The sequence below is a fragment of the Aromatoleum evansii genome, assembly GCF_045689615.1.
Taxonomy (GTDB): domain Bacteria; phylum Pseudomonadota; class Gammaproteobacteria; order Burkholderiales; family Rhodocyclaceae; genus Aromatoleum; species Aromatoleum evansii.
This window is the reverse complement of the sequence record NZ_CP141259.1, coordinates 4,660,296-4,678,632: the sequence shown is the minus strand read 5'-3', so window position 1 is coordinate 4,678,632 and position 18,337 is coordinate 4,660,296. Positions and strand designations below refer to the sequence as shown.

General features: G+C 68.6%; 19 protein-coding genes. 1 reads left to right on the top strand and 18 read right to left on the bottom strand.

All coding sequences use genetic code 11. The features are described 5' to 3' along the window. Window positions 1-85: 85 nt before the first annotated feature. From U5817_RS21900 to U5817_RS21830, 15 genes are all read right to left on the bottom strand, one after another. A complete protein-coding gene (locus U5817_RS21900; protein WP_407278804.1) occupies window positions 86-1,471 on the bottom strand; it encodes a 4Fe-4S binding protein in 1,386 nt (461 codons plus the stop codon). After that, window positions 1,468-2,286, bottom strand: coding sequence for an FTR1 family protein (locus U5817_RS21895; RefSeq protein ID WP_407278803.1), 819 nt, complete (start codon window positions 2,284-2,286; stop codon window positions 1,468-1,470). The genes U5817_RS21900 and U5817_RS21895 overlap by 4 nt, the downstream gene beginning before the upstream one ends. Before the next feature lie 21 nt (window positions 2,287-2,307). Beyond that, window positions 2,308-2,661 (bottom strand): cupredoxin domain-containing protein, encoded by a 354-nt coding sequence (locus U5817_RS21890; RefSeq protein WP_407278802.1) that lies wholly within the window; start codon window positions 2,659-2,661, stop codon window positions 2,308-2,310. Window positions 2,662-2,739: 78 nt separating this feature from the next. Further along, the gene (locus U5817_RS21885; protein WP_407278801.1) at window positions 2,740-4,251 is read right to left on the bottom strand and encodes a carbohydrate porin; all 1,512 of its coding nucleotides are present in this window, start codon (window positions 4,249-4,251) and stop codon (window positions 2,740-2,742) included. Beyond that, window positions 4,251-4,796 carry an iron transporter gene (locus U5817_RS21880; protein ID WP_169132695.1) on the bottom strand — a complete coding sequence of 182 codons (546 nt, stop codon included), beginning with the start codon at window positions 4,794-4,796 and terminating at the stop codon, window positions 4,251-4,253. The genes U5817_RS21885 and U5817_RS21880 overlap by 1 nt, the downstream gene beginning before the upstream one ends. A 216-nt stretch (window positions 4,797-5,012) precedes the next feature. Next, complete coding sequence (locus U5817_RS21875; RefSeq protein ID WP_407278800.1) at window positions 5,013-6,425, bottom strand: efflux transporter outer membrane subunit; 1,413 nt, start codon at window positions 6,423-6,425, stop codon at window positions 5,013-5,015. A 49-nt stretch (window positions 6,426-6,474) separates the two neighbouring features. Then, window positions 6,475-8,463 (bottom strand): MacB family efflux pump subunit, encoded by a 1,989-nt coding sequence (locus tag U5817_RS21870; protein ID WP_407278799.1) that lies wholly within the window; start codon window positions 8,461-8,463, stop codon window positions 6,475-6,477. Then, the gene (locus U5817_RS21865; protein WP_407278798.1) at window positions 8,460-9,770 is read right to left on the bottom strand and encodes an efflux RND transporter periplasmic adaptor subunit; all 1,311 of its coding nucleotides are present in this window, start codon (window positions 9,768-9,770) and stop codon (window positions 8,460-8,462) included. Before U5817_RS21865 ends, U5817_RS21870 begins: the two co-directional genes overlap by 4 nt. Before the next feature lie 314 nt (window positions 9,771-10,084). Further along, complete coding sequence (locus U5817_RS21860; protein WP_407278797.1) at window positions 10,085-10,501, bottom strand: ExbD/TolR family protein; 417 nt, start codon at window positions 10,499-10,501, stop codon at window positions 10,085-10,087. Further along, complete coding sequence (locus U5817_RS21855; protein WP_169132699.1) at window positions 10,501-11,256, bottom strand: MotA/TolQ/ExbB proton channel family protein; 756 nt, start codon at window positions 11,254-11,256, stop codon at window positions 10,501-10,503. The genes U5817_RS21860 and U5817_RS21855 overlap by 1 nt, the downstream gene beginning before the upstream one ends. A 2-nt stretch (window positions 11,257-11,258) precedes the next feature. Then, window positions 11,259-11,969: an energy transducer TonB gene (locus U5817_RS21850; protein ID WP_407278796.1), complete on the bottom strand. Its 711-nt coding sequence runs from the start codon at window positions 11,967-11,969 to the stop codon at window positions 11,259-11,261. A 130-nt stretch (window positions 11,970-12,099) separates the two neighbouring features. Continuing rightward, entirely contained in the window at window positions 12,100-12,225 is a 126-nt protein-coding gene (locus U5817_RS21845) for a hypothetical protein (RefSeq protein ID WP_281358750.1), read from the bottom strand. A gap of 111 nt (window positions 12,226-12,336) precedes the next feature. Continuing rightward, on the bottom strand, window positions 12,337-12,813 hold the full coding sequence (gene bfr, locus U5817_RS21840) for a bacterioferritin (RefSeq protein ID WP_169132454.1): 477 nt from the start codon (window positions 12,811-12,813) through the stop codon (window positions 12,337-12,339). Further along, entirely contained in the window at window positions 12,810-13,046 is a 237-nt protein-coding gene (locus U5817_RS21835; RefSeq protein WP_407278795.1) for a (2Fe-2S)-binding protein, read from the bottom strand. Before U5817_RS21835 ends, bfr begins: the two co-directional genes overlap by 4 nt. Before the next feature lie 43 nt (window positions 13,047-13,089). Beyond that, complete coding sequence (locus U5817_RS21830) at window positions 13,090-13,293, bottom strand: hemin uptake protein HemP (RefSeq protein WP_169132452.1); 204 nt, start codon at window positions 13,291-13,293, stop codon at window positions 13,090-13,092. 171 nt (window positions 13,294-13,464) lie between these two features. Here U5817_RS21830 and U5817_RS21825 point away from each other — a divergent pair, with 171 nt between their 5' ends. Continuing rightward, entirely contained in the window at window positions 13,465-14,172 is a 708-nt protein-coding gene (locus U5817_RS21825) for a fumarylacetoacetate hydrolase family protein (RefSeq protein ID WP_407278794.1), read from the top strand. A gap of 37 nt (window positions 14,173-14,209) precedes the next feature. Here U5817_RS21825 and U5817_RS21820 read toward each other — a convergent pair whose 3' ends face one another. The 3 genes from U5817_RS21820 to U5817_RS21810 are packed head-to-tail and all read right to left on the bottom strand — an operon-like array spanning window position 14,210 to window position 18,319. Next, window positions 14,210-14,632 (bottom strand): hypothetical protein, encoded by a 423-nt coding sequence (locus U5817_RS21820; protein WP_407278793.1) that lies wholly within the window; start codon window positions 14,630-14,632, stop codon window positions 14,210-14,212. A 10-nt stretch (window positions 14,633-14,642) separates the two neighbouring features. Then, window positions 14,643-15,869 (bottom strand): hypothetical protein, encoded by a 1,227-nt coding sequence (locus tag U5817_RS21815; RefSeq protein WP_407278792.1) that lies wholly within the window; start codon window positions 15,867-15,869, stop codon window positions 14,643-14,645. Continuing rightward, entirely contained in the window at window positions 15,866-18,319 is a 2,454-nt protein-coding gene (locus tag U5817_RS21810; RefSeq protein ID WP_407278791.1) for an EAL domain-containing protein, read from the bottom strand. The genes U5817_RS21815 and U5817_RS21810 overlap by 4 nt, the downstream gene beginning before the upstream one ends. Window positions 18,320-18,337 lie beyond the last annotated feature (18 nt).

The window sequence follows — 18,337 nt, the reverse complement described above, 5'->3', positions numbered from 1 at the left end:
CTGTTGGGGCGGCCCCGGTCTTTGGCCGGGATGCCGATGACCAACAGGTTAGATTATCTGACTGGCAAATTCGACCCGATCTGTCCTACCAGATGTAATACATCAGCACCCAGGGCACGACTGCCGCCGCGGCGGCGGCGGCGAACGCGAACGCTGCGGCGACGCGGCGCAGCGTCGGGGCCGTGGTGCGGCGGATCTGGATCGCCCCGAGGGCGAGGCTCGCCAGCGTCGCCGCCGCGAGCAGCGTGCCGCGCGCTTCGGGCAGCTTCGCGAGGATCACCCCTTCGGCCGACAGGAGGGTCACGGTGAGCCCCGAAAGCCCGAGAAACACGCCCGCGCCGCCGAGCGGGATCAGCGCATAGGCGAGCCGCAGGCGCGCGCCCGCGTCGCCCAGCAGGCCGGCGACGACGCGCAGCCACAGCGTGATCCAGCCGCCGAGCACCAGCGCCGTCACGCCGATGTAGGCGAGGATCAGCAGGCCGTCGAGCCACGTGAACACGTCGTTCGCCTCGGGGTAGTGGGTCAGCAGCCACCACGGGATGTCATCGCCGAGCAGCGCGAAGGCGTCGCGCTCGACCAGCCACTCCGCGGCGGCGAGTTTCGCGCGTACGAACCACGGCGAGGCCGACCACTGGAAGGCGCCGATCGCGGTGCCGATGATGCCGAACACCAGCAGGCGCACTTCCCAGCGGTCGGCGTCCTGCGCCTCGATTCGGGCGACCTCGCTGCCGGGCACGCGCGCGGCGAGGCTCACCGCGTCGCGATGGCCCGCGCAGCGTCCGCACATGTGGCAGTCGGCTGCGCTTTCCATGCGGCGGATGTCCACCAGCGGCGCGCAGTTGATCGGGATGACTTTCTTCGTGCCGTACGCCTCCCAGGCCTCGCGGTCGGTGCGGAAATGCACCGGCGCGAGGCGCGACAGCAGCCCGAACACGCCATTCACCGGGCACAGGTGGCGGCACCACACGCGCTTGCCGCGGCCATAGACGAGGCCGACGGCGATCGCCGCTACGGTGGAGCCGCCCAGCACCAGCAGCGCCGCCTTCGGGTATTCGTACACACTCACGAGCTGGCCGTACACCGTCGTGCCGAGGAAGGCGACGAAGGGCCAGCCGCCCCACTTGATCCAGCGCGGCACCGGGCGGCCGAGGCCGAAGCGCGACACCTGCTCGGAGACGAAGCCCTCGGGGCACATCACGCCGCACCACACGCGCCCCATCAGCATCATCGATACCAGCACGAAAGGCCACCAGATGCCCCAGAACGCGAACTGCGCGAACAGCGTCAGGTTGTTCCACAGGCTCGCCCCGGATTCGGGCAAGGGCAGGAAGGCGGGCGTGATGACGAGGAACAGGTAGGCCGCGAGGATCACCCACTGCGCGCCGAGGATCCAGCCCCGATGGCGGCGCATGAGTTCGCCGATGCGCGCGAGGCGCGGGGAGGCGGGGGCAGGGGCCGCGCAGGTGTTCATGCCGCGGACCTCCGCTGCACGCGTCCGAGCAGCGCGACCAGCGCCCAGTAGCCCAGCCATGCGATCAGCACCATCAGCGAGGGCTGCGCGCGATAGCCGGCGAAGGCCGCGGCGATGCCGCCCGCAGTGCTGCCGTCCTCGAGCAGCATGGAGCTGTCCCACACCGGTTCGATGAGCGGCGGCAGCCATTCCAGGTCGATCAGGCGCTCGACGCCGGACACCAGCAGCGCGGCGGCGAGCAGCAGCAGCACGATCTCGCTCACACGGAAGAACACGCGGCCGGGCAGCCAGCGCGCACCCGACAGGATCACCCACGCGGTCGCGAGCGCGAGCACGAAGCCGATACCCGCGCCGGCGAACAGGCGTGCGAGCGTCTCGCCCGATTGCTCCATCGCGAGGCCGTAGAGGAACAGCACCGTCTCGGCCCCCTCGCGGCCCACGGCGATCGCCGCGAGCAGGGCGACCGAGGTCCCGCCTGCCGTCGTGGCTGCGCGGGCGAGGCCGGCTTCGAGATCACGCTTCATGGTGCGACCGTGCGAGCGCATCCACAGCACCATGTGCGTGATCAGGCCCGCCGCGGCGAACACGATCGCGGTCTGGAACAGATCCAGCGCGTCGGCCGCGAGCCAGCCGTGCACGCCCAGCATCGCCAATGCGAGGAAGCCCGCCAGCGCCAGCCCGCCGCCGACGCCTGCCCACAGGTGATGCACGCCGATGCGGGTATCACCGCGCTCGCGGATCCATGCGAGCAGGATGCTGATGATCAGGATCGCCTCGACGCTCTCGCGCCACACGATGAACAGTGCGTTGCCCATGATGCCTGCCTCCGGAAGACCTTACTTGGCGACGAAACGGCCTTTCGCCGTGTCGGGGTGGAACTCGCCGAAGAAGGGGTAGGTGCCCGGCTTCAGCGGCGGGAAGATCGTCGTGCGCGTCACCCCGGGACCGACAACGAGTTCCTTGAACGGCGTGGTCGTCTCGAACTCTTCGGGGCCGACGTTGCGGTTCGTCAGCTGCAGGCGGAAGCGGGTGTTGGCCGGGACCTCGATCGTCTCGGGCGTGAAGCGGCCGTTTTCAGCGACGACCTCGAAGGTCGGCATGTCGGCCTGCGCCACGGCGGGGGCGGCGAGGAGGGCGGTGGCGAGGGTGATGCCGCGTACGGAGGCGGTCAGGCTGGCTGGAATCTTCATGGCTGGCGGTTTCTCACCGAGGAAATGCAAAAGCCCTGCCCGGCGGGGTGCCGGGCAGGGCGGATGGAGCGTTGGCGCTCAGAACGCATACAGGGCGCGTACCCCGAAGGCGGTCATGTTCTTCGCGTCGCGGTTCGCTGCGGCGCGACGCACGTACTGCAGGTCCGGCGTCAGGGACAGCTGGTCGTTCAGGTGCCAGCGGTAATACAGCTCGGCGACCTGCTCGGCCCCGCTCGGCGTGTAGCCGAAGAGGAAGTTGCCGTCGTCGTCCGTCAGGCCCGCCGCTTCGCGGCGGAAGTCGCTGCTCGAACGCAGCCAGCCCCACGCGAGGCCGACGCTGTCCGCGCCGCGGCCCCACGCGTCGCCGGTGAGTTCTCCGCCCACCGTGAACGCGCGGTCGAAGGCCGCCTTGCCCGAAGTCGCCTGGCCGTAGCGGGCGAACAGCGTCACGTCCTCATGCACGCGCTGGTCGACGCTCGCGCCCCAGCCGCTCGCCGTGTCGCGCGAGCCGTCGAAGCCCTCGTACTGGCCGTTGCGCCACGCGTACAGGCGGTAGTTGCCGTCGAAGCCCATGTTCTTGCGCCCGTATTCGAGCTGGCCGATCACGAAGGGCTTGTCGAAGCTGCGCCCGAACCGCGCGCCTTCACCGGCGCCGAAAGCCGCGAGCGACACCTGCCACCAGTCCGGCTTGTCCATCTCGTTGCGGTACGCGAGGCGCACGCCGGGCGTGAAGCCGTAGCTGTCGGCGCCGACCGCGCCGCCCGAGTCCAGCATCGGGTTATGCACGAAGACGTTGTTGAGGAATTTCTCGGCCTCGTTGTCGGCGATCGCGTTCTGGTCGAAGAACACGAAGGGGTCCATCTTGCCGACGGTGAATTGCAGGCTGTGCGGCGTATTCGCCGCTTCGCCCAGCGGCGTAGTGAGCTGGTACCAGGCCTGCGCGACGATTGCGTAGGTCTCTTCCGAGGACGCTGCGCCGGTGCGGAATCCCAGGCTGTTGAACGCGCCGGTGAACGTCGGCTGCAAGCCGGTGAAGTCCTCGCCCTGGCCCATGCGCAACTGGGTGAAGAACTCGCCTGTGCCGCGCCCGATGTCTCCTGCAGGCACCGTGATGCCGAGGTCGCCGCGCCACGACAGTAGCGATTCGCGCTCGCCGTTATCCCGCGCGCGGCCATTGATCTGCTGCGCGACGGCGGCGACGCTGCCTTCGATCGCGATCCCGTCGAGCGCCTGCGCTAGCTTCGTGGGCGCGCCCATGTTGTTGGTGCGCTCTTCGACGGCCTTGAGACGGATCGCGAGTTCCGGCTCGCGTTCGCTGATGCGGTCGCTCTCCAGGCTTGCGGCCAGATCCTGATTCGCGCGCTCCAGGGCCTGCACGCGCTGCGCGAGGGCCGAGGCCGGTGCCGCCGTGCCGGCGGCGAGCTTCGCTTCAAGCTCGGTGTTGCGCTTCTCGAGTCTTTCGATGCGCTCGGCCAGGCGCTTCATCTCGGCGAGGAGCTTGTCCTGCGCCGTCGGCGCTGCCTGGCTCGCGCACGACAGGCCCGCCACGGCGACTGCGATCGCCGTGCGGGCAAAGCGTGCGGCCTGCATCAGTAGCCGCCCTTCTTGCCGATCCCGGCGTAGGTGAATTCGTTTTCGACCTCGAAGGCCTTGAACCACGGACGCACGCCGGTGGCGCGGTCGGTATGGCGGCCGAAGTGGGTGCCGTGGCTCGCGCCCGGCGGCAGGATCGTGTACTTGACCTTGTACTTGCCCGGACCGGCAAGTTTGACGTTGTCGCCGTAGTGCGGGCCGTCGCTCGCGACCATGGGCATAAAGTCGCCGGCGAGCTTCCAGTCGCTGCCGACTTTGGTGATCTCGAACTTGACGGTCAGGTAGGGGATCCAGCTGCCCTCCTCGAAGCCGTTCGGGTTGTTCGCCAGGGCGCGGATGTCGGCCTCGATGTGGACGTCGGTTTCCGACGCCTTCTTCATCATGCCTTCCGGTTCCATGTCGATCGGCTGCAGGTACACCGCGGCGATCTCCATGCCATTGCGCTGCTGCGGCGCGCCGATGGGATATTCGAGGGCCTGTGCGGAGAACGATAGGGTGGCGAGAGCGGCCAAGGCAACGGAACGGAGCGAGAGACTGAACATGAAGCTTTCCTCTTTCTGACAGACGCAGGGGTGTGATCGCAAGTACGCAAATCGCTTGAATGCTGATGCAAATAATAACGACAATGAGAATTACTCGCAATGACAATTATCGACGCGGGTTGCGAGGAAAAGGGGCAGCGTCGGTCGTCAAGCACCAACGGCCGCGCCGCTATGCGACAGGGAAGGGCGGTAAGGTCGGCCTTGCGGGAGGACGCTTCAGCCCGGCGTGGAACCGTTCCCGGATCCCGCCGCGGCGGACCACCCGCCGCCAAGCGCCTTGTAGAGGTCGACCGTGCCGGTCAGCCGTGCGAGGCGCTGCTGCGCGAGCTGATCCTGCGCCAGGAACAGGGTGCGCTGTGCATCCAGCACCGTCAGCAGGTCGTCGGCGCCCTCGCGGTAGCGCAGTTCGGCGAGACGCAGGCTGCGCGCGGCCTCGCCGCGAGTCTCCAGCTGGCTGTCCTCGAGGCGGCGGTCGCGCTCGGCATTGCCGAGGGCATCCTCGACTTCCTTGAGTGCCGTATGCACCGCGGCACGATAATTCTCGACCAGCTCCCGCCGGCGTGAGCGCGCGGCCTCGACGTCGTTGCGCAGCCGCCCCCCGTCGAAGAGGGTGTGCGCGAGCCCCGCGGTCAGGCCAATGGTGCTGGCCGGGTTCGCCAGTGACAGCAGGGTCGTTGTCGCGAGACCGGCCGAGCCGGATAACTCGAAACGCGGCAGCAGCGCCGCACGCGCTGCGGCAACATCGGCGTCGGCGGCAGCGAGCAGCGCCTCGGCGCTCGCAAGGTCCGGTCGCCGGGTCAGCAACTCGGACGGGAGCCCCGGGGCGACCGACGGCACTTCCAGCGTCGTGAAGGATTCCGGCGTGAGGCTGAAGCCTTGCGGCGGCTGTCCGACGAGCAGTGCCAGCGCGGTGAGCGCCTGGCGCTGCAGCGTCTCCAGCGGCGGCACGGCCGCACGCCGGGTCAGCACCGTGGTGCGCTGCCGACTGACATCAAGGGCGGACGCCGCGCCGTTGCGATAACGGGTTTCGACGATGCTCAGCACGCGCTCGGCGATTGCCAGGTTGTCCTGCGCGATGGCGAGCCGCTCGCGCGCGGCAAGCCAGGCGAAATAGGTGTTGGCGACGCTTGCCACGAGTGTCAGGCGCGTGGCGTCGTAGTCATGCCGGCTCGCGGCGAAGCTCGCTTCCGCTCCGCGCACGTTGGCCGCGATGCGGCCCCACAGGTCCACCTCGTAGCTGATCGAGAGGTTGGCGCCGGACGACTCGCTGTCGACCGCGCGGCTGCCGTCGCCCGGGTCGCTGCGTCGCCACCCCGTGTCCCCGCCGGCGGCGGCTGCGGGCAGGAGCGAGGCGCCCGCGACGTGCAGGGCGATCTCCGCCTGGCGCACGCGTTCGACGGCGGCGCGGAAATCCGGATTGTCGGCCACGGCGGCGGCGACGAGCGACTCCAGCTGCGACGAGGAGAAGGTCCTCCACCATTGCGGCTCGGCCCGCGCGGCGCCCGCCCCAGCAACTTCGTTCCAGTCCGCCGGTATGGCGATTTCAGCCCGTGTTGCCGGTTCGGTCACGGCACAAGCGGACAGCGTGAGCGCGAGGCCGGCCGCGAGCGCGGGCAGGAGCCGGGGCATCTGGAAATGGCGGAGAGGGCGGCAGGACGGGGGGCGGTTCATCGAGGCATCACTCTGACGCAAGGGCGACCACCGGGTCGAGGCGGGCGGCCTTGCGCGCGGGCAGGTAACCGAAGATCAGGCCGGTCGCGAAGGCGCAACCGAAGGCGAGCAGCACGGGGGGCAGCGAATACACGACGGGCTTGTCGAAGGCCTCGATCACGGCCGCGGCGCCCAGGCCGACGGCGATCCCGATCAGCCCGCCCAGTGCGGACACGACCAGCGCCTCGATCAGGAACTGCTGCAGGATGTTCTTCATGCGCGCGCCGGTCGCCATGCGGATGCCGATCTCGCGCGTGCGCTCGGTGACCGACACCAGCATGATGTTCATCACGCCGATGCCGCCCACCAGCAGCGAGATCGCCGCCACGGTGCCGAGCAGCACGGTCAGCGTGTTCTGCGTCTCCGACGCGCTCTCGATCACCTGTGCCATGTTGCGGATCTGGAAGTCCTCGATGCCGGAGTGGCGCGTCTGCAGCAGCGCGCGCACCGCCTCCTGCGTGTCGTCGATCTGCGCGACGTCCTCCACGGCGACGATGGCGCTGCGCAGGTGGCGCTGGCCCGTGAGGCGCAGGCTGCCGGTCGTGAAGGGCACGAAGATTACGTCGTCCTGGTCCGAGCCCCACGGCGTCGCGCCCATCGGCCCCATCACGCCGACCACCTGGAACACGAGGTTGTTCACGAGCACGTACTTGCCGATCGGATCCTCGTCGCCGAACAGGGCGTTCGCGACCGTCTGGCCGATCGCTGCGACGGTCGCATAGCGGCGCTCGTCGCCCTCGCTGAAGAAGGTGCCCCGTGCGACCGGCCAGTCGCGCGCGATGGTGTAGTCGGCGCCGGTGGCGGTCGCCGAGGTGCGGTGGTCGGCGCTGCCGTAGCGTACCGTCACGCCCGTGCTCTGCTCCGGCACCGCCGCGAGCACGTTGGGCAGCTCGATGATCGCCTTCACGTCGTCGGGCACCAGCGTCGCGGTCGTGTCGCGCCCGCGCTGGTTCGGCGCGCCGGGCCGCACGGTGAGGAGGTTGGTGCCCATCGAGCTGATGCGGTCGATGACGTCCTGCTTGGCGCCGTCGCCGATCGCGAGCATCGCGATCACCGCCGCGACGCCGATGACGATGCCGAGCAGCGTCAATGCCGCGCGGAACAGGTTGGCGCGAAGCGCCCGCAGCGCCGTGCGAGTCGCCTCGACGAGGTCCGACATGTGCGAGGTGCGGTCGATGTGCGGCGCGAAATCGGGCTCGGGGCCGACCGGCGGTCGCGGGCCCGGATCGGAGACGACGTTGCCGTCGCGAATCTCGATGATGCGCTGGGCCTGGTCGGCGACCTCGCGCTCGTGCGTGATCAGGATGATGGTGTGCCCCGCCGCCGAGAGCTCGCGCAGGAGCTGCATCACCTCCGCGCCGCTCTTGCTGTCGAGCGCGCCGGTCGGTTCGTCGGCGAGAATCACGCGCCCGCCGTTCATCAGCGCGCGGGCGATCGACACGCGCTGCTGCTGGCCGCCGGAGAGCTGGCTGGGGCGGTTTCGCGTGCGTTCGCCCAGGCCCAGCGCCGTCAGCAGTTCGGTCGCGCGCGCGTGGCGTTCGGCCGGCGGCATGCCGGAGTAGACGGCCGGCACCTCGACGTTCTCGCGCGCGCTGGCGCCGCCGATCAGGTTGTAGCTCTGGAACACGAAGCCGAAGGTCTCGCGCCGCAGGCGTGCCAACTCGTCGCGCTCGAAACCCGCGACGTCGCGCCCCATGAACCGGTAGGTGCCGGTGGTCGGGCGGTCGAGGCAGCCGAGGATGTTCATCAGCGTCGACTTGCCCGACCCCGAGCTGCCGACGATGGCGACGAACTCGCCCGGATAGATCGTCAGGTCGATGCCGTGCAGCACCTCGACGGCGAGCTCGCCGCTGCGGAAGGTCTTGGTGATGCCGGACAGCTCGATCAGCGGCTCGCCGGAGGGCTGGCGCCGTGGCGAATCCGCATCCAGTCCGGCGATCAGCGGTTCGGCTTTCATATGCGTGGTGTGCGGCGCGGCGCACTGCCGTTGCTGCCCTTGTCCGCCGGGGCCATGCCGGACACGATGCGCTCGCCTTCCTCGAGGCCGGACAGGACCTGGGCGTGGATGCGGCTGCGCACGCCGATCTCGACCTGGCGGTCCTGCAGCGGCCCTTGCGCGGGGGCGACCTTGACCGTCACCGTGCGCGGCGCGGCGCCCGCGCCCTTCTTCGCGTCGGGTGCGTTCGGTGCGTCGGCCCCCGCTCTGGCTGCTCCCGGGCCGCCCGCGGGGCGCCCATCCCCGCCCGCAGCCGCCGTCTTCATGCGTTCCGGTCGCCCGCTGCGGCCCGCGGCCAGCGCCGACATCGGCACCAGCAGCGTGTCCTTCGCCGCGGCGACGACGAAGAACACCTGTGCCGTCATCTGCGTCATCAGCGCCTGGTTGGGGTTCGAGACGTCGAACAGCGCGTTGTAGAGCACGACGTTGTTCTGCACCACCGGTGTCGGCTCGATCTTGCGCAGCTTGCCTTCCCAGCGCCGCCCCTCGCCGCCGAGGATGGTGAAGTAGGCGTCCATGCCCAGGCGCAGGCGGCTCACGTCCGCCTCCGAGACCTGGGTCTGCACCGTCATCGTCGAAAGGTCCGCGACGCGCAGGATCACGGGCGCCTGCTGGCTAGCGATCAACGTCTGGCCCTGGCGCGCGGTGATCGACACCACGGTGCCCGACAGCGGCGCGTAGATGCGCGCGTAGTTCAGGTTGGCCTCGTCCGCGCGCAGGTTCGACTCGGTCTGGTCGATCTGCGCCTTGATCGCCTCGACCTGCGCCTGCGCGGACTGCAGGGCGGCCTCGGCATTCTGCAGGCTCTCGCGCGTCGTGGCGTCCTCCGCCATCAGGTTGCGCTGGCGCTTCACCTGCACCTCGGCCAGCGTCCGGCTCGCCTCGCGGTCCATGAGCTGCGCGCGCAAGTTGCGCAGCTGCGCGCGAGTTGCGTCGACGCGGCTCTGCAGCACGATGGGGTCGATCTCGGCGAGCAGGTCGCCTGCCTTCACCTCCGAGCCGACCTCGACGTGGATCTTCTTGAGCTGGCCCGACACCTGCGCGCCGACGTCGACGTAGTCACGCGGCTGCAGCGTGCCGGTGGCCGTGACGACGTCCTCGACGTCCCCGCGCGTCACGGTCGCGAACTGGTAGCGCGCCAGCTCGTCGGGCGGCGCGAAATACCGCGTCCACGCGAACCACCCGCCCGCGCCCAGCACGCCTAGGGCGACCAGGGCAATCACGGCGCGGCGCAGTCGGCGCGGCTTGGACTCGGGGGATGAAGTCATGTCGTGGTTCGGCAAGTTGTCGGGTCTAACGTCGAAGTGTCGCCGCAGGGCTGCAGCTTGGCAAATGGATATTCCGTCGAGCTGGCGCGACGCCGCGCGGGCACGGAGATCACAGCGCGAAGGATAGCGAATGCCCGCCTGTGCTTTGTATCGTATTGCAGCGCGGGGTTCCCGGCGAGATCGGGAGCGCGGCGAGGGCGCGGTGGATATGTGGAAGCGGCTTCAGCCGCGAATCGACAGTGTCACATGCGACACCGCCCATTCGCGGCTGAAGCCGCTTGCTCCCACGGGAGGGGGCCTGGCGGCCCCGTCGGTCAGTGCTCGGGTACGGTGATGAATCCCATCTTCTGGATGCCGGCGGTGCGCGCCGCCGACATGATCTCGGCGAGCTTCTGGTAGCGCGTCTCGCGGTCGGCGCGCAGATGCAGCTCGGGCTGCACCGGTTGCGCTGCAGCCGCTGCGAGCCGCGCCGCGAGTTCGTCGTCGCCGATCTTCTGGTCATTCCAGTACAGCGTGCCCGCGGCGTCGAGCGCCAGCGTCACGGTGTCGGGCTTCTCGTTGCTCGCCTGGCTCGCCGCGGTCGGCAGGTCGATCTTGACCGAGTGCGTGAGCAGGGGTGCCGTGATCATGAACACGATCAGCAGCACGAGCATCACGTCGATGAGGGGGACCATGTTGATCTCGCTCATCGGCGCCGAGCCGCCCTGTTCGTTGAAGCTGCCGAAGGCCATCACGCGGCTCCCGCGAGCTTGGCCGCTGCGGCCGGCGCGACGGCACGCGGAGCCTGTTCGGCGGGGGTGCTGGCAAGGCGTGTCCCGGTGGTGAACCATGCGAGCAGGTCGTGCGCGAAGGCATCGAGTTCGGACAGCTCCAGCCGGTTCGCCCGCGTGAAGGTGTTGTACGCGAGTACGGCCGGAATCGCGACGAACAGGCCGAAGGCCGTCATGATCAGCGCCTCGCCCACGGGGCCGGCAACCTTGTCGATCGTCGCTGCGCCCGAGGTGCTGATGCCGATCAGGGCGTGGTAGATGCCCCACACCGTGCCGAACAGGCCGATGAAGGGCGCGGTCGAGCCGATCGAGGCGAGCACCGTCAGCCCGGACTCGAGCTGCGCGGTGGACAGGGCGATCGACTTGCGCAGTGCGCGCGTGACGAATTCATCCGCGTCGAGCTTGCCGCCCAGGGTGTCTGCGGCAGTGTGGCGGCGCAGGTGCTCGGCCGCGGCCGCGCCCTGGCGTGCGAGCGCCTCGAAGGGCGAATCCGGCGCGATCTGCGATACGCGGCGCAGGCCCTCGTCGAGATTGGCGGCGCTCCAGAAGCCCTCGACTGCGCTGTCGAAGCGGCGCGCGCGCAGCTGGCGCGTCGTGCGTACGGCGATCAGATACCAGCTCGCCACCGACATCACCACGAGGGTGAAGGCGACGAGTTTGATGACGATATCCGACTGGGCCCACAGGTGGGACAGCCCGAAAGTGTCGGTCAGCATGTTCAGTTTCCTTCGAGTTTGAATACGATGGGGACGATGACCGCGGCGGCGACGGGCTGTCCGCCCTGTTTCGCCGGCACGAAGCGCCAACGCTGCACCGCCTCGCGGGCGGCGGCGTCGAGGCGCGCGTAGCCCGAACTCTCCGCCAGATCGACCTGTGCCGGCAAGCCCTCCGCCGTGACCTGCACGCGCAGCATCACCTTGCCCTCCTCGCGCATGCGGCGCGACAGGGGGGGGTAGGCGGGGGCCGGGTTGTTCAGGTAGGCGGCGTCGAAGCGGGCCGCGACCACCGTGGGCGTCGCCTCGGGTGCGGGGCGGGTGGCGGGCGCGGGAGGGGCCGGAGGCGTCGGCGCGGCGGTTTCACGTACCGGTTCGGGGGTGGCTTGCGGCGCGGGCGTTTCGCTGCGGATCGCCGTCGGCGCTTCGGTCACCTGTTTCGGTGCCGGCTTCGGCGGGCGCGCCTGCGGACGCGGGGTCGGCTTTGGCGGCGGCTCAACGACGGGCACCGGTGGTGTCGGAGCGACCACCGGCAGAGGCGCGGGCAGTTCGATCAGCGCCACCGAAATGGGACTCTCCGGCACGGCGGCGGGGCGCTGAGCAAAGCGTGCCAACCCGGCGAGCGCAGCGATATGCACGACCGTCACCAGCACGAGGGTCGCCGCGCGCTCGACGCGCGGAGTGCGGCGGCGCAGACGGGGAGCCTGTTCGGACACGACGGTGTCCGTGGGCGGGGCAAAGCTCAGCGGCCGGCGCCCGGAGGCGCAGCGCGGCGGCGCAAACGAAGCCGAAGGCAGGGCATGGGAGTGGGGCATCGGGGCCATCGGCAGGAACGTGGCGCTGCGTTCAGCGAATCAGCTGATCGATGAGCAGCGCAGCGAACGCAACGTACAGGGCGAGGCGGTGCGCGGCGAAGGCGGGGCCTTGCCGCAGGGAGGGGGCGTTCAATTCGCCCGGGCGCCGGGTATGCATGCTTGCCAGTTCTCCGTTCGATCGTTGGCGCTGGCTCGTTCTGCGGGAGAACTGGCTTGCGGTGATTGTGTGCGCCGGCGCTGCCGGGCCGGCGCAAAGGACGGACGTGCGTCAGCTCGCTCCGCCCATCTGCGACTGCAGGTAGTTCTGCAGTCCGACCTTGTCGACGAGCTCGAGCTGAGTCTCCAGGTAATCGATGTGCTCCTCGGTATCCTCGAGGATCTCCTCGAAAATTTCCCGCGACACATAGTCCTTACAGGACTCGCAGTACGCGATCGCCTCGATCAGCTCCGCGCGTCCGCCCTGCTCGAGCTTGAGGTCGCCCTGCAGGCATTCCGGCACGTTCTCGCCGATCATCAGCTTGTTGAGGGTTTGCAGGTTGGGCAGCCCCTCGAGGAACAGCACGCGCTCGATCAGCTTGTCGGCGTGCTTCATCTCCTCGATCGACTCTTCGTACTCGTGATGGCCGAGTTTTCCAAGGCCCCAGTTCTTGTACATGCGCGCATGCAGGAAGTACTGGTTGATTGCGGTGAGTTCGATGGTCAGCTGCTTGTTGAGGTATTGAATTACTTTCTTGTCGCCTTTCATACGGCCTCCACTGCCATGGAATACGAGGGCGCGAACACGGATCTCGCCGAATTCGCGGTCGTCGTCCGTTCCGCCATCGCAGTACGCAGGCAGTCGCGTGCGCAGGTTGCGCAACGCCCGCATTCACCTGCGACGCCAAGCCGGGTCCGCAGCTCGCGCAAGGTCGAGACGCCTTCGCTGACTGCCTCGCCGATATGGCGTTCGGTCACTGCGTTGCAGATGCAGACATACATAGTCTAGCCTCGTTGTTCCGTTTGTCGTGGTGGTGGATGCCGATTACTTCGTAAGGATCAATTTGCCCGCACGTGTCGCACGCAGCACGTAATGGGTGCCGTCATGGTCGATCGTCACGCAGGCCTGGCCGAGGAGTAGCCGTTCGCTGGGGATCACCTCACCGACGGCCTGGCGTGCCTCGCGGGCGTGCGGCGCGGCTTCCGCGGCGCGGGTAGGGGGGCAATGCGCGTGGTCCTGTGCCTGCATGACGTGATCGATAAAGCAAATGGGAACGATTCGCATTACAACATCCGTCGCTTGCCGGGTCAACTCCCCTGTGTTCTGATCCCCTCCCGCCACGCGCCAACCTGGCGCGTTCCATGCCCCGTTGCCCGTTCCCGGGACGCAAGTCCGCTGCAGACTATGGAGAAACGAGAGATGTCCGATGCCTATGTGATCGAGCCCGCCCCGCGTCCCGCCGTCCCCGTGGCGGGGGGAGGATTGTTCCCCGTGCGGCGCATCTACTGCATCGCACGCAACTATGCGGCGCATGCGCGTGAAATGGGTGGGGATCCGACCCGCGAGGCGCCGTTCTTCTTCACCAAGCCGGCCGATGCCGTCCTGCCAGTGGCCGCGGGCAACTGCGGCGAGTTTCCCTATCCGCCGGCCAGCGCCGACGTTCACCACGAGATCGAACTGGTGGTCGCGCTGGGCGCAGGTGGCAGCAAGCTGACGCCCGAAGCGGCGCGCGGCTGCATCTGGGGCTACGCCGTGGGGCTGGACATGACGCGTCGCGACCTGCAGGCGGAAGCGAAGGCGCTCGGCCGGCCGTGGGACAGTGGCAAGGCCTTCGACTGCGCCGCACCGATTTCGCAGATCGTCCCGGCCGCGGGCCGCGTCCTCGGCGCGGGTGAGATCCGTCTCGACATCAACGGCGAAACGCGGCAGCGCGGCGACCTGTCGGACATGATCTGGACGATCCCCGAGATCATCGCCTTCTTCTCGCGCTACTACCGGCTGGAGGCGGGCGACCTGATTTTTACCGGAACACCGGAAGGCGTCGGGCCGGTCGTCGTCGGCGACCGCCTGCACGGCGTCGTCGCCGGTGTCGGCGAGCTTGCGCTCGAGGTCGTTGCGCCGCTCTGAGCAAGAGCCCCGGAGTCGGGGCACCCAGACGGGAGGGTCAGGGCAGGCGCAACAGCACCTTCACTCGCCCGTCCGCGTCGGCGGCGGGCATGTAGCCGATGAGATTGGGCTGCGACGCCAGCCATTGCCGCAACTGGGCCATGCTCTCCGCCTGCTGGGGGGGGAGCGCGCGGCCGGTGAACACCATGCGCGACCAGTGGGCGCGAATCTGGCTCGGGTTCTTGCGGGTGAGCTGCTGGTAGAACTGGTCGCGGATCGAGCCCGGGGGCAGGTCCGCGAGCGTCACGACGCTGCCGTCGGGCAGCGTGTGCCCGTGGCCGAGGTAGAACTGTTCTGCCTGCTCGCGCGTGAGTGCCGGCAATGGGCTGTGGGCGTCCGCAACGATGACGGTCTGGGCGAGCGCACAGGGCGCGATCAGCAGCGGGAAGGCGAGGAAGAAGGCGCGAAGCAAGCGAGTCACCGGCTCCCCCTCAGAAGCTCAGATCGAGCGACAGGCTGAAGGTATTCAGCGTGCGGCCGCCGATGCGCGTCGTCTGCAGATCGCCCGATGGCGCATAGGATCCCCAGGCGTCATCGTCGGGCCTGGCTCGGGTGACTTCGGCCTTCACCGCGGCGTACGCGGCGAGCTCCCAGCGTGCGCCCAGGGTGACGCTGCGCTGGGCGTTGTTGCGCGACACGAGGAACAGGTCCCATGCCTTCGCCGGCAGCCCGGGGGGGAGTCTGGCGTCGGCAAACTGCTCGTCCAGCTTCTGGCGCGCCACCATCACATAGGGCATCACCGCGCCGAAGCGCCTGCCCAGACTGAGGTACCAGCCGTGCGCGCTCGCCGCATAGCGGTTGGTCTTGCGCCGTGCGTACTCGCCGATGAGCTGCCAGTCTGCGTCCTCCCATTGCACGCCGACCGAATCGAAGCTCGTGCGCCCGTGCGTGCCGGACAGGTCGGCGATCACCCCGCTCTGGCCGGTCCGCTGCAGGATGTTCGCAACCGCGAGGAACAGCGTGTCGCCGCGTTCGAGCGTGAATGTGCCTTCCCCGTGCCCCAGGTGTAGCGAGAAATCGCCGCGGCTCAAGCCGAGGTTCACGCCAAGGACTTCCTTCAGGCGCGCCTTGCCCAAGGGAAACGGAATGCGGCCGCCGCCGTAATAGGGGTGGACCTCGATGTCGAAGGCGCCTAGCCGCGCGTGGTAGATGAAGTCGATGCCGTCGAGGTCGTTGAACGGATTGAGTCCGTACACTTCCACGGGGGGGCGCACCCACGGATTGGCGTAATTCACGTAGAGCGAGTCCGACAGCATGAAGAAGGGCACGCGAACCCGGCCGATGCGCATCGACAGGCCCGGAGCGAGCGTTTGCCGGAAGAAGGCCAGCGTGAGCTGTGGATCCTGGCTTGCGTCGCCGTCCTCGCGCACCAGGCCTTGCAGCGTGATGTCGTTGTAGGGCGTGAGGCGCAGGCTGCCCTGGATGCCGACGAGGGTGTCCGGACTGAAATCCGGATCCTTCGTGCCCGGGAAATTCACGCCATAGCGTGTGAACCAGACGTCCTTGTCGTCCGTGGTCACGGCGCCGAGCGTGCCGAAGCCCGAGAGTTCGAACCGCGGCGGGTATGACGCTTCGTCCGGACCCGCTTGCACGGGGGGCGCGGCAAATGCCAATGACAACATCGCGGCGCAGCGGCGCAGCAGCCTCGTCACACTCATGCACTGGCCTCCTGGGCCAACTGTTGGCCGAACAGCAGTTGTTCGACAGCGTCATCGTCAAGCGGGCGGGCGAACAGGTAGCCCTGGCCGTAGTCGCAGCCCATCGCGAGCAACAGTTCGGCCTGACGCGTCGTCTCGATGCACTCTGCGACCACGCGCATCCCCAGGTCGTGGCAGAGTTCGATGCTCCTGGCGACGATCGTGCGCAGGCGCTCGTCGTTTTCCAGCGAACGCACGAAAGAGCCGTCGAGTTTCACGAGGTCGCAGGGGATCGTATGCAGGTAGCTCAGCGCCGAGTAGCCCGTGCCGAAGTCGTCGATCAGCACGGACATCCCTGCCGTGCGCAACTTCTGCAGGATCTCGGCGGCGGGCCCTTCCGGCTGGGCGAGCACGCTCTCGGTGACCTCGAAGCGCAGCATGTCCCGCGGTAGTCCGTGACGATCGATCTCGGCGATGATCTCGCCGGCGAGGTCCGGGCGCGCGAACTGCGTCGCCGAGAGATTCACGCTGACCCTGGGGACCGTGGCTCCGCTGCAGGCACGTTCCCGCCATTGGGCGACGCGTTCGCAGGCGCGCGTCAGCACCCGCATATCGAGTTCGTGGATGAGTCCCAGCGTTTCTGCCAGCGGCACGAAGAGGTTGGGCGGCAGCATGCCCCGGACCGGGTGGCGCCAGCGCACCAGCGCCTCGAAACTCGCTATCGATCCGTTGTCGAGGGCAACGATGGGCTGGAAATGCACGCTTAGCTCGTTGCGCGCCAGCGCATCGCGCAGGTCGCCCTCGAGCTGCAGGCTTTCCAGCGCCTGTGCGTGCATCGATGCATGGAAGATGGCCACCGAGTCCCCGCCGCGCTGGCGCGTGCGCTGCAGGGCGTTGTCCGCATCGCGCAGCATCGTGTCGCCGTTTTCGCTGTCCTGGTAGTCGCTGCTCAAGGCCATGCCGATGCGGAACTTCGGGTACAGGATCTGGCCGGCGACGCTGGTCGGCTTGGAAAGGCGCTCGCGCAGCGGCTCGGCGAGGCGCAGGGCCTCGGTTGGGTTCTCGATGCCGTTTAGCAGCAACGCGAACTGGTCGCCGCCGACCCGCGCCGCGATGTCGCCGTAGCGCATCGTTTCCTGGAGCATGCGCGCGACGTGGCGCAGCAGCGCATCGCCGGCCTCGTGTCCGAAGCTGTCATTCACCAGTCGGAAGCGCTGCAGGTTGATCGCCAGCACCGCGAAATCCTGCTTGCCGATGCGGCGCTGCTGCCCGAGGGCGCTGCGCACGTGCTCCAGGAACAGGGCGCGGTTCGGCAGACCGGTGAGGCCGTCGTGCAGCGCGTCATACTGCAGGCGAACCTGGGCAAGCTTGTGGTCGTGCACATCGCTGATCGATCCGGCCATGCGCACGGCGCGGTCGTCGCTGCCGCGCACCGCGACCCCCCGCGTCATGACCCAGCGGTAGCTGCCGTCCTGCTGGTGCGCCCGGTATTCGCACTTGAACTGGGTGCTGAAGCCCTTCAGGTGCTCGATCATCTTCGCCCGGTAGCCCGGCGCATCGTCCGGGTGGATGCCCGTGAGGACCTCCTCGGTGCGGTAGTAAAGGCGCCCGGCGGTGAGGCCGGCGATCTCGCAGTAGCGCGGCGAGCAGTAGACCTGCCCCTCGGCGATATTCCAGTCCCACAGGCCGTCGTGTGCCCCCTGGATCGCCAGTTCGTAACGCTGTTCACTGATCTTCAGGCGCTCGGCCGAGTCCTGCAGGTCGCCGATGCGGTCCTGCAGGTTCGCCGCCATCACGTTGAAACGCCGCGCCAGGCGGGCCAGTTCGTCGTGGCCGTTCTCGGGCAGGCGGTGATCCAGCTTGCCCGTAGCGATCGCCTCGCTGCCTGCGAGGAGACGGCTCAGGTTGCGGGTCAGCAGGTAGCCGATGCCCGACAGCAGGCCGAAGGTCAGCAGGATCTCCGCCAGCGCGATTGCCGCGCCCTGCTCGGTGATCGCCTTGCGCGCCGCCGCCAGCACCGACACGGACACGCCGAATTGCAGGATCCCGACCTGGTTGCGCTCGAGCAGTAGCGGCCGTCGCACATGCACCACGCCGCCGCTGGCGGCACCGCGGACGTTGGCGTGGTCGACCTCGGGCAAGGCCTGCGCCTCGGGCAGGCCGGCATTGACGAGCACGCGCCGGTCGGGCGCGACGATGCGCACGTAGATGAGGCCTTCGTCGGCCTCGCTCAGCAGTTCCCCGAGCACGTCCTGCAGGGCGTCGAATTCGCCCATGTCGCCATACGCCACCGCCATCGCGTGCAGCATGGTGGCGTTCTGGTTGACGAGCGTGTTGAGGCTCGCGTTCGTCGCCTGGTTCATCAGGCGGACGCTGTTCGCGAGCAGCAGGGTCAGCAGGACGACCTGCACCACGGTGCTGGCGAGCAGCAGCCGCATGCGGATCGAGCTGAGGCGGAGCGAGAATTTCACGATCGCGGCCGGTCCCGT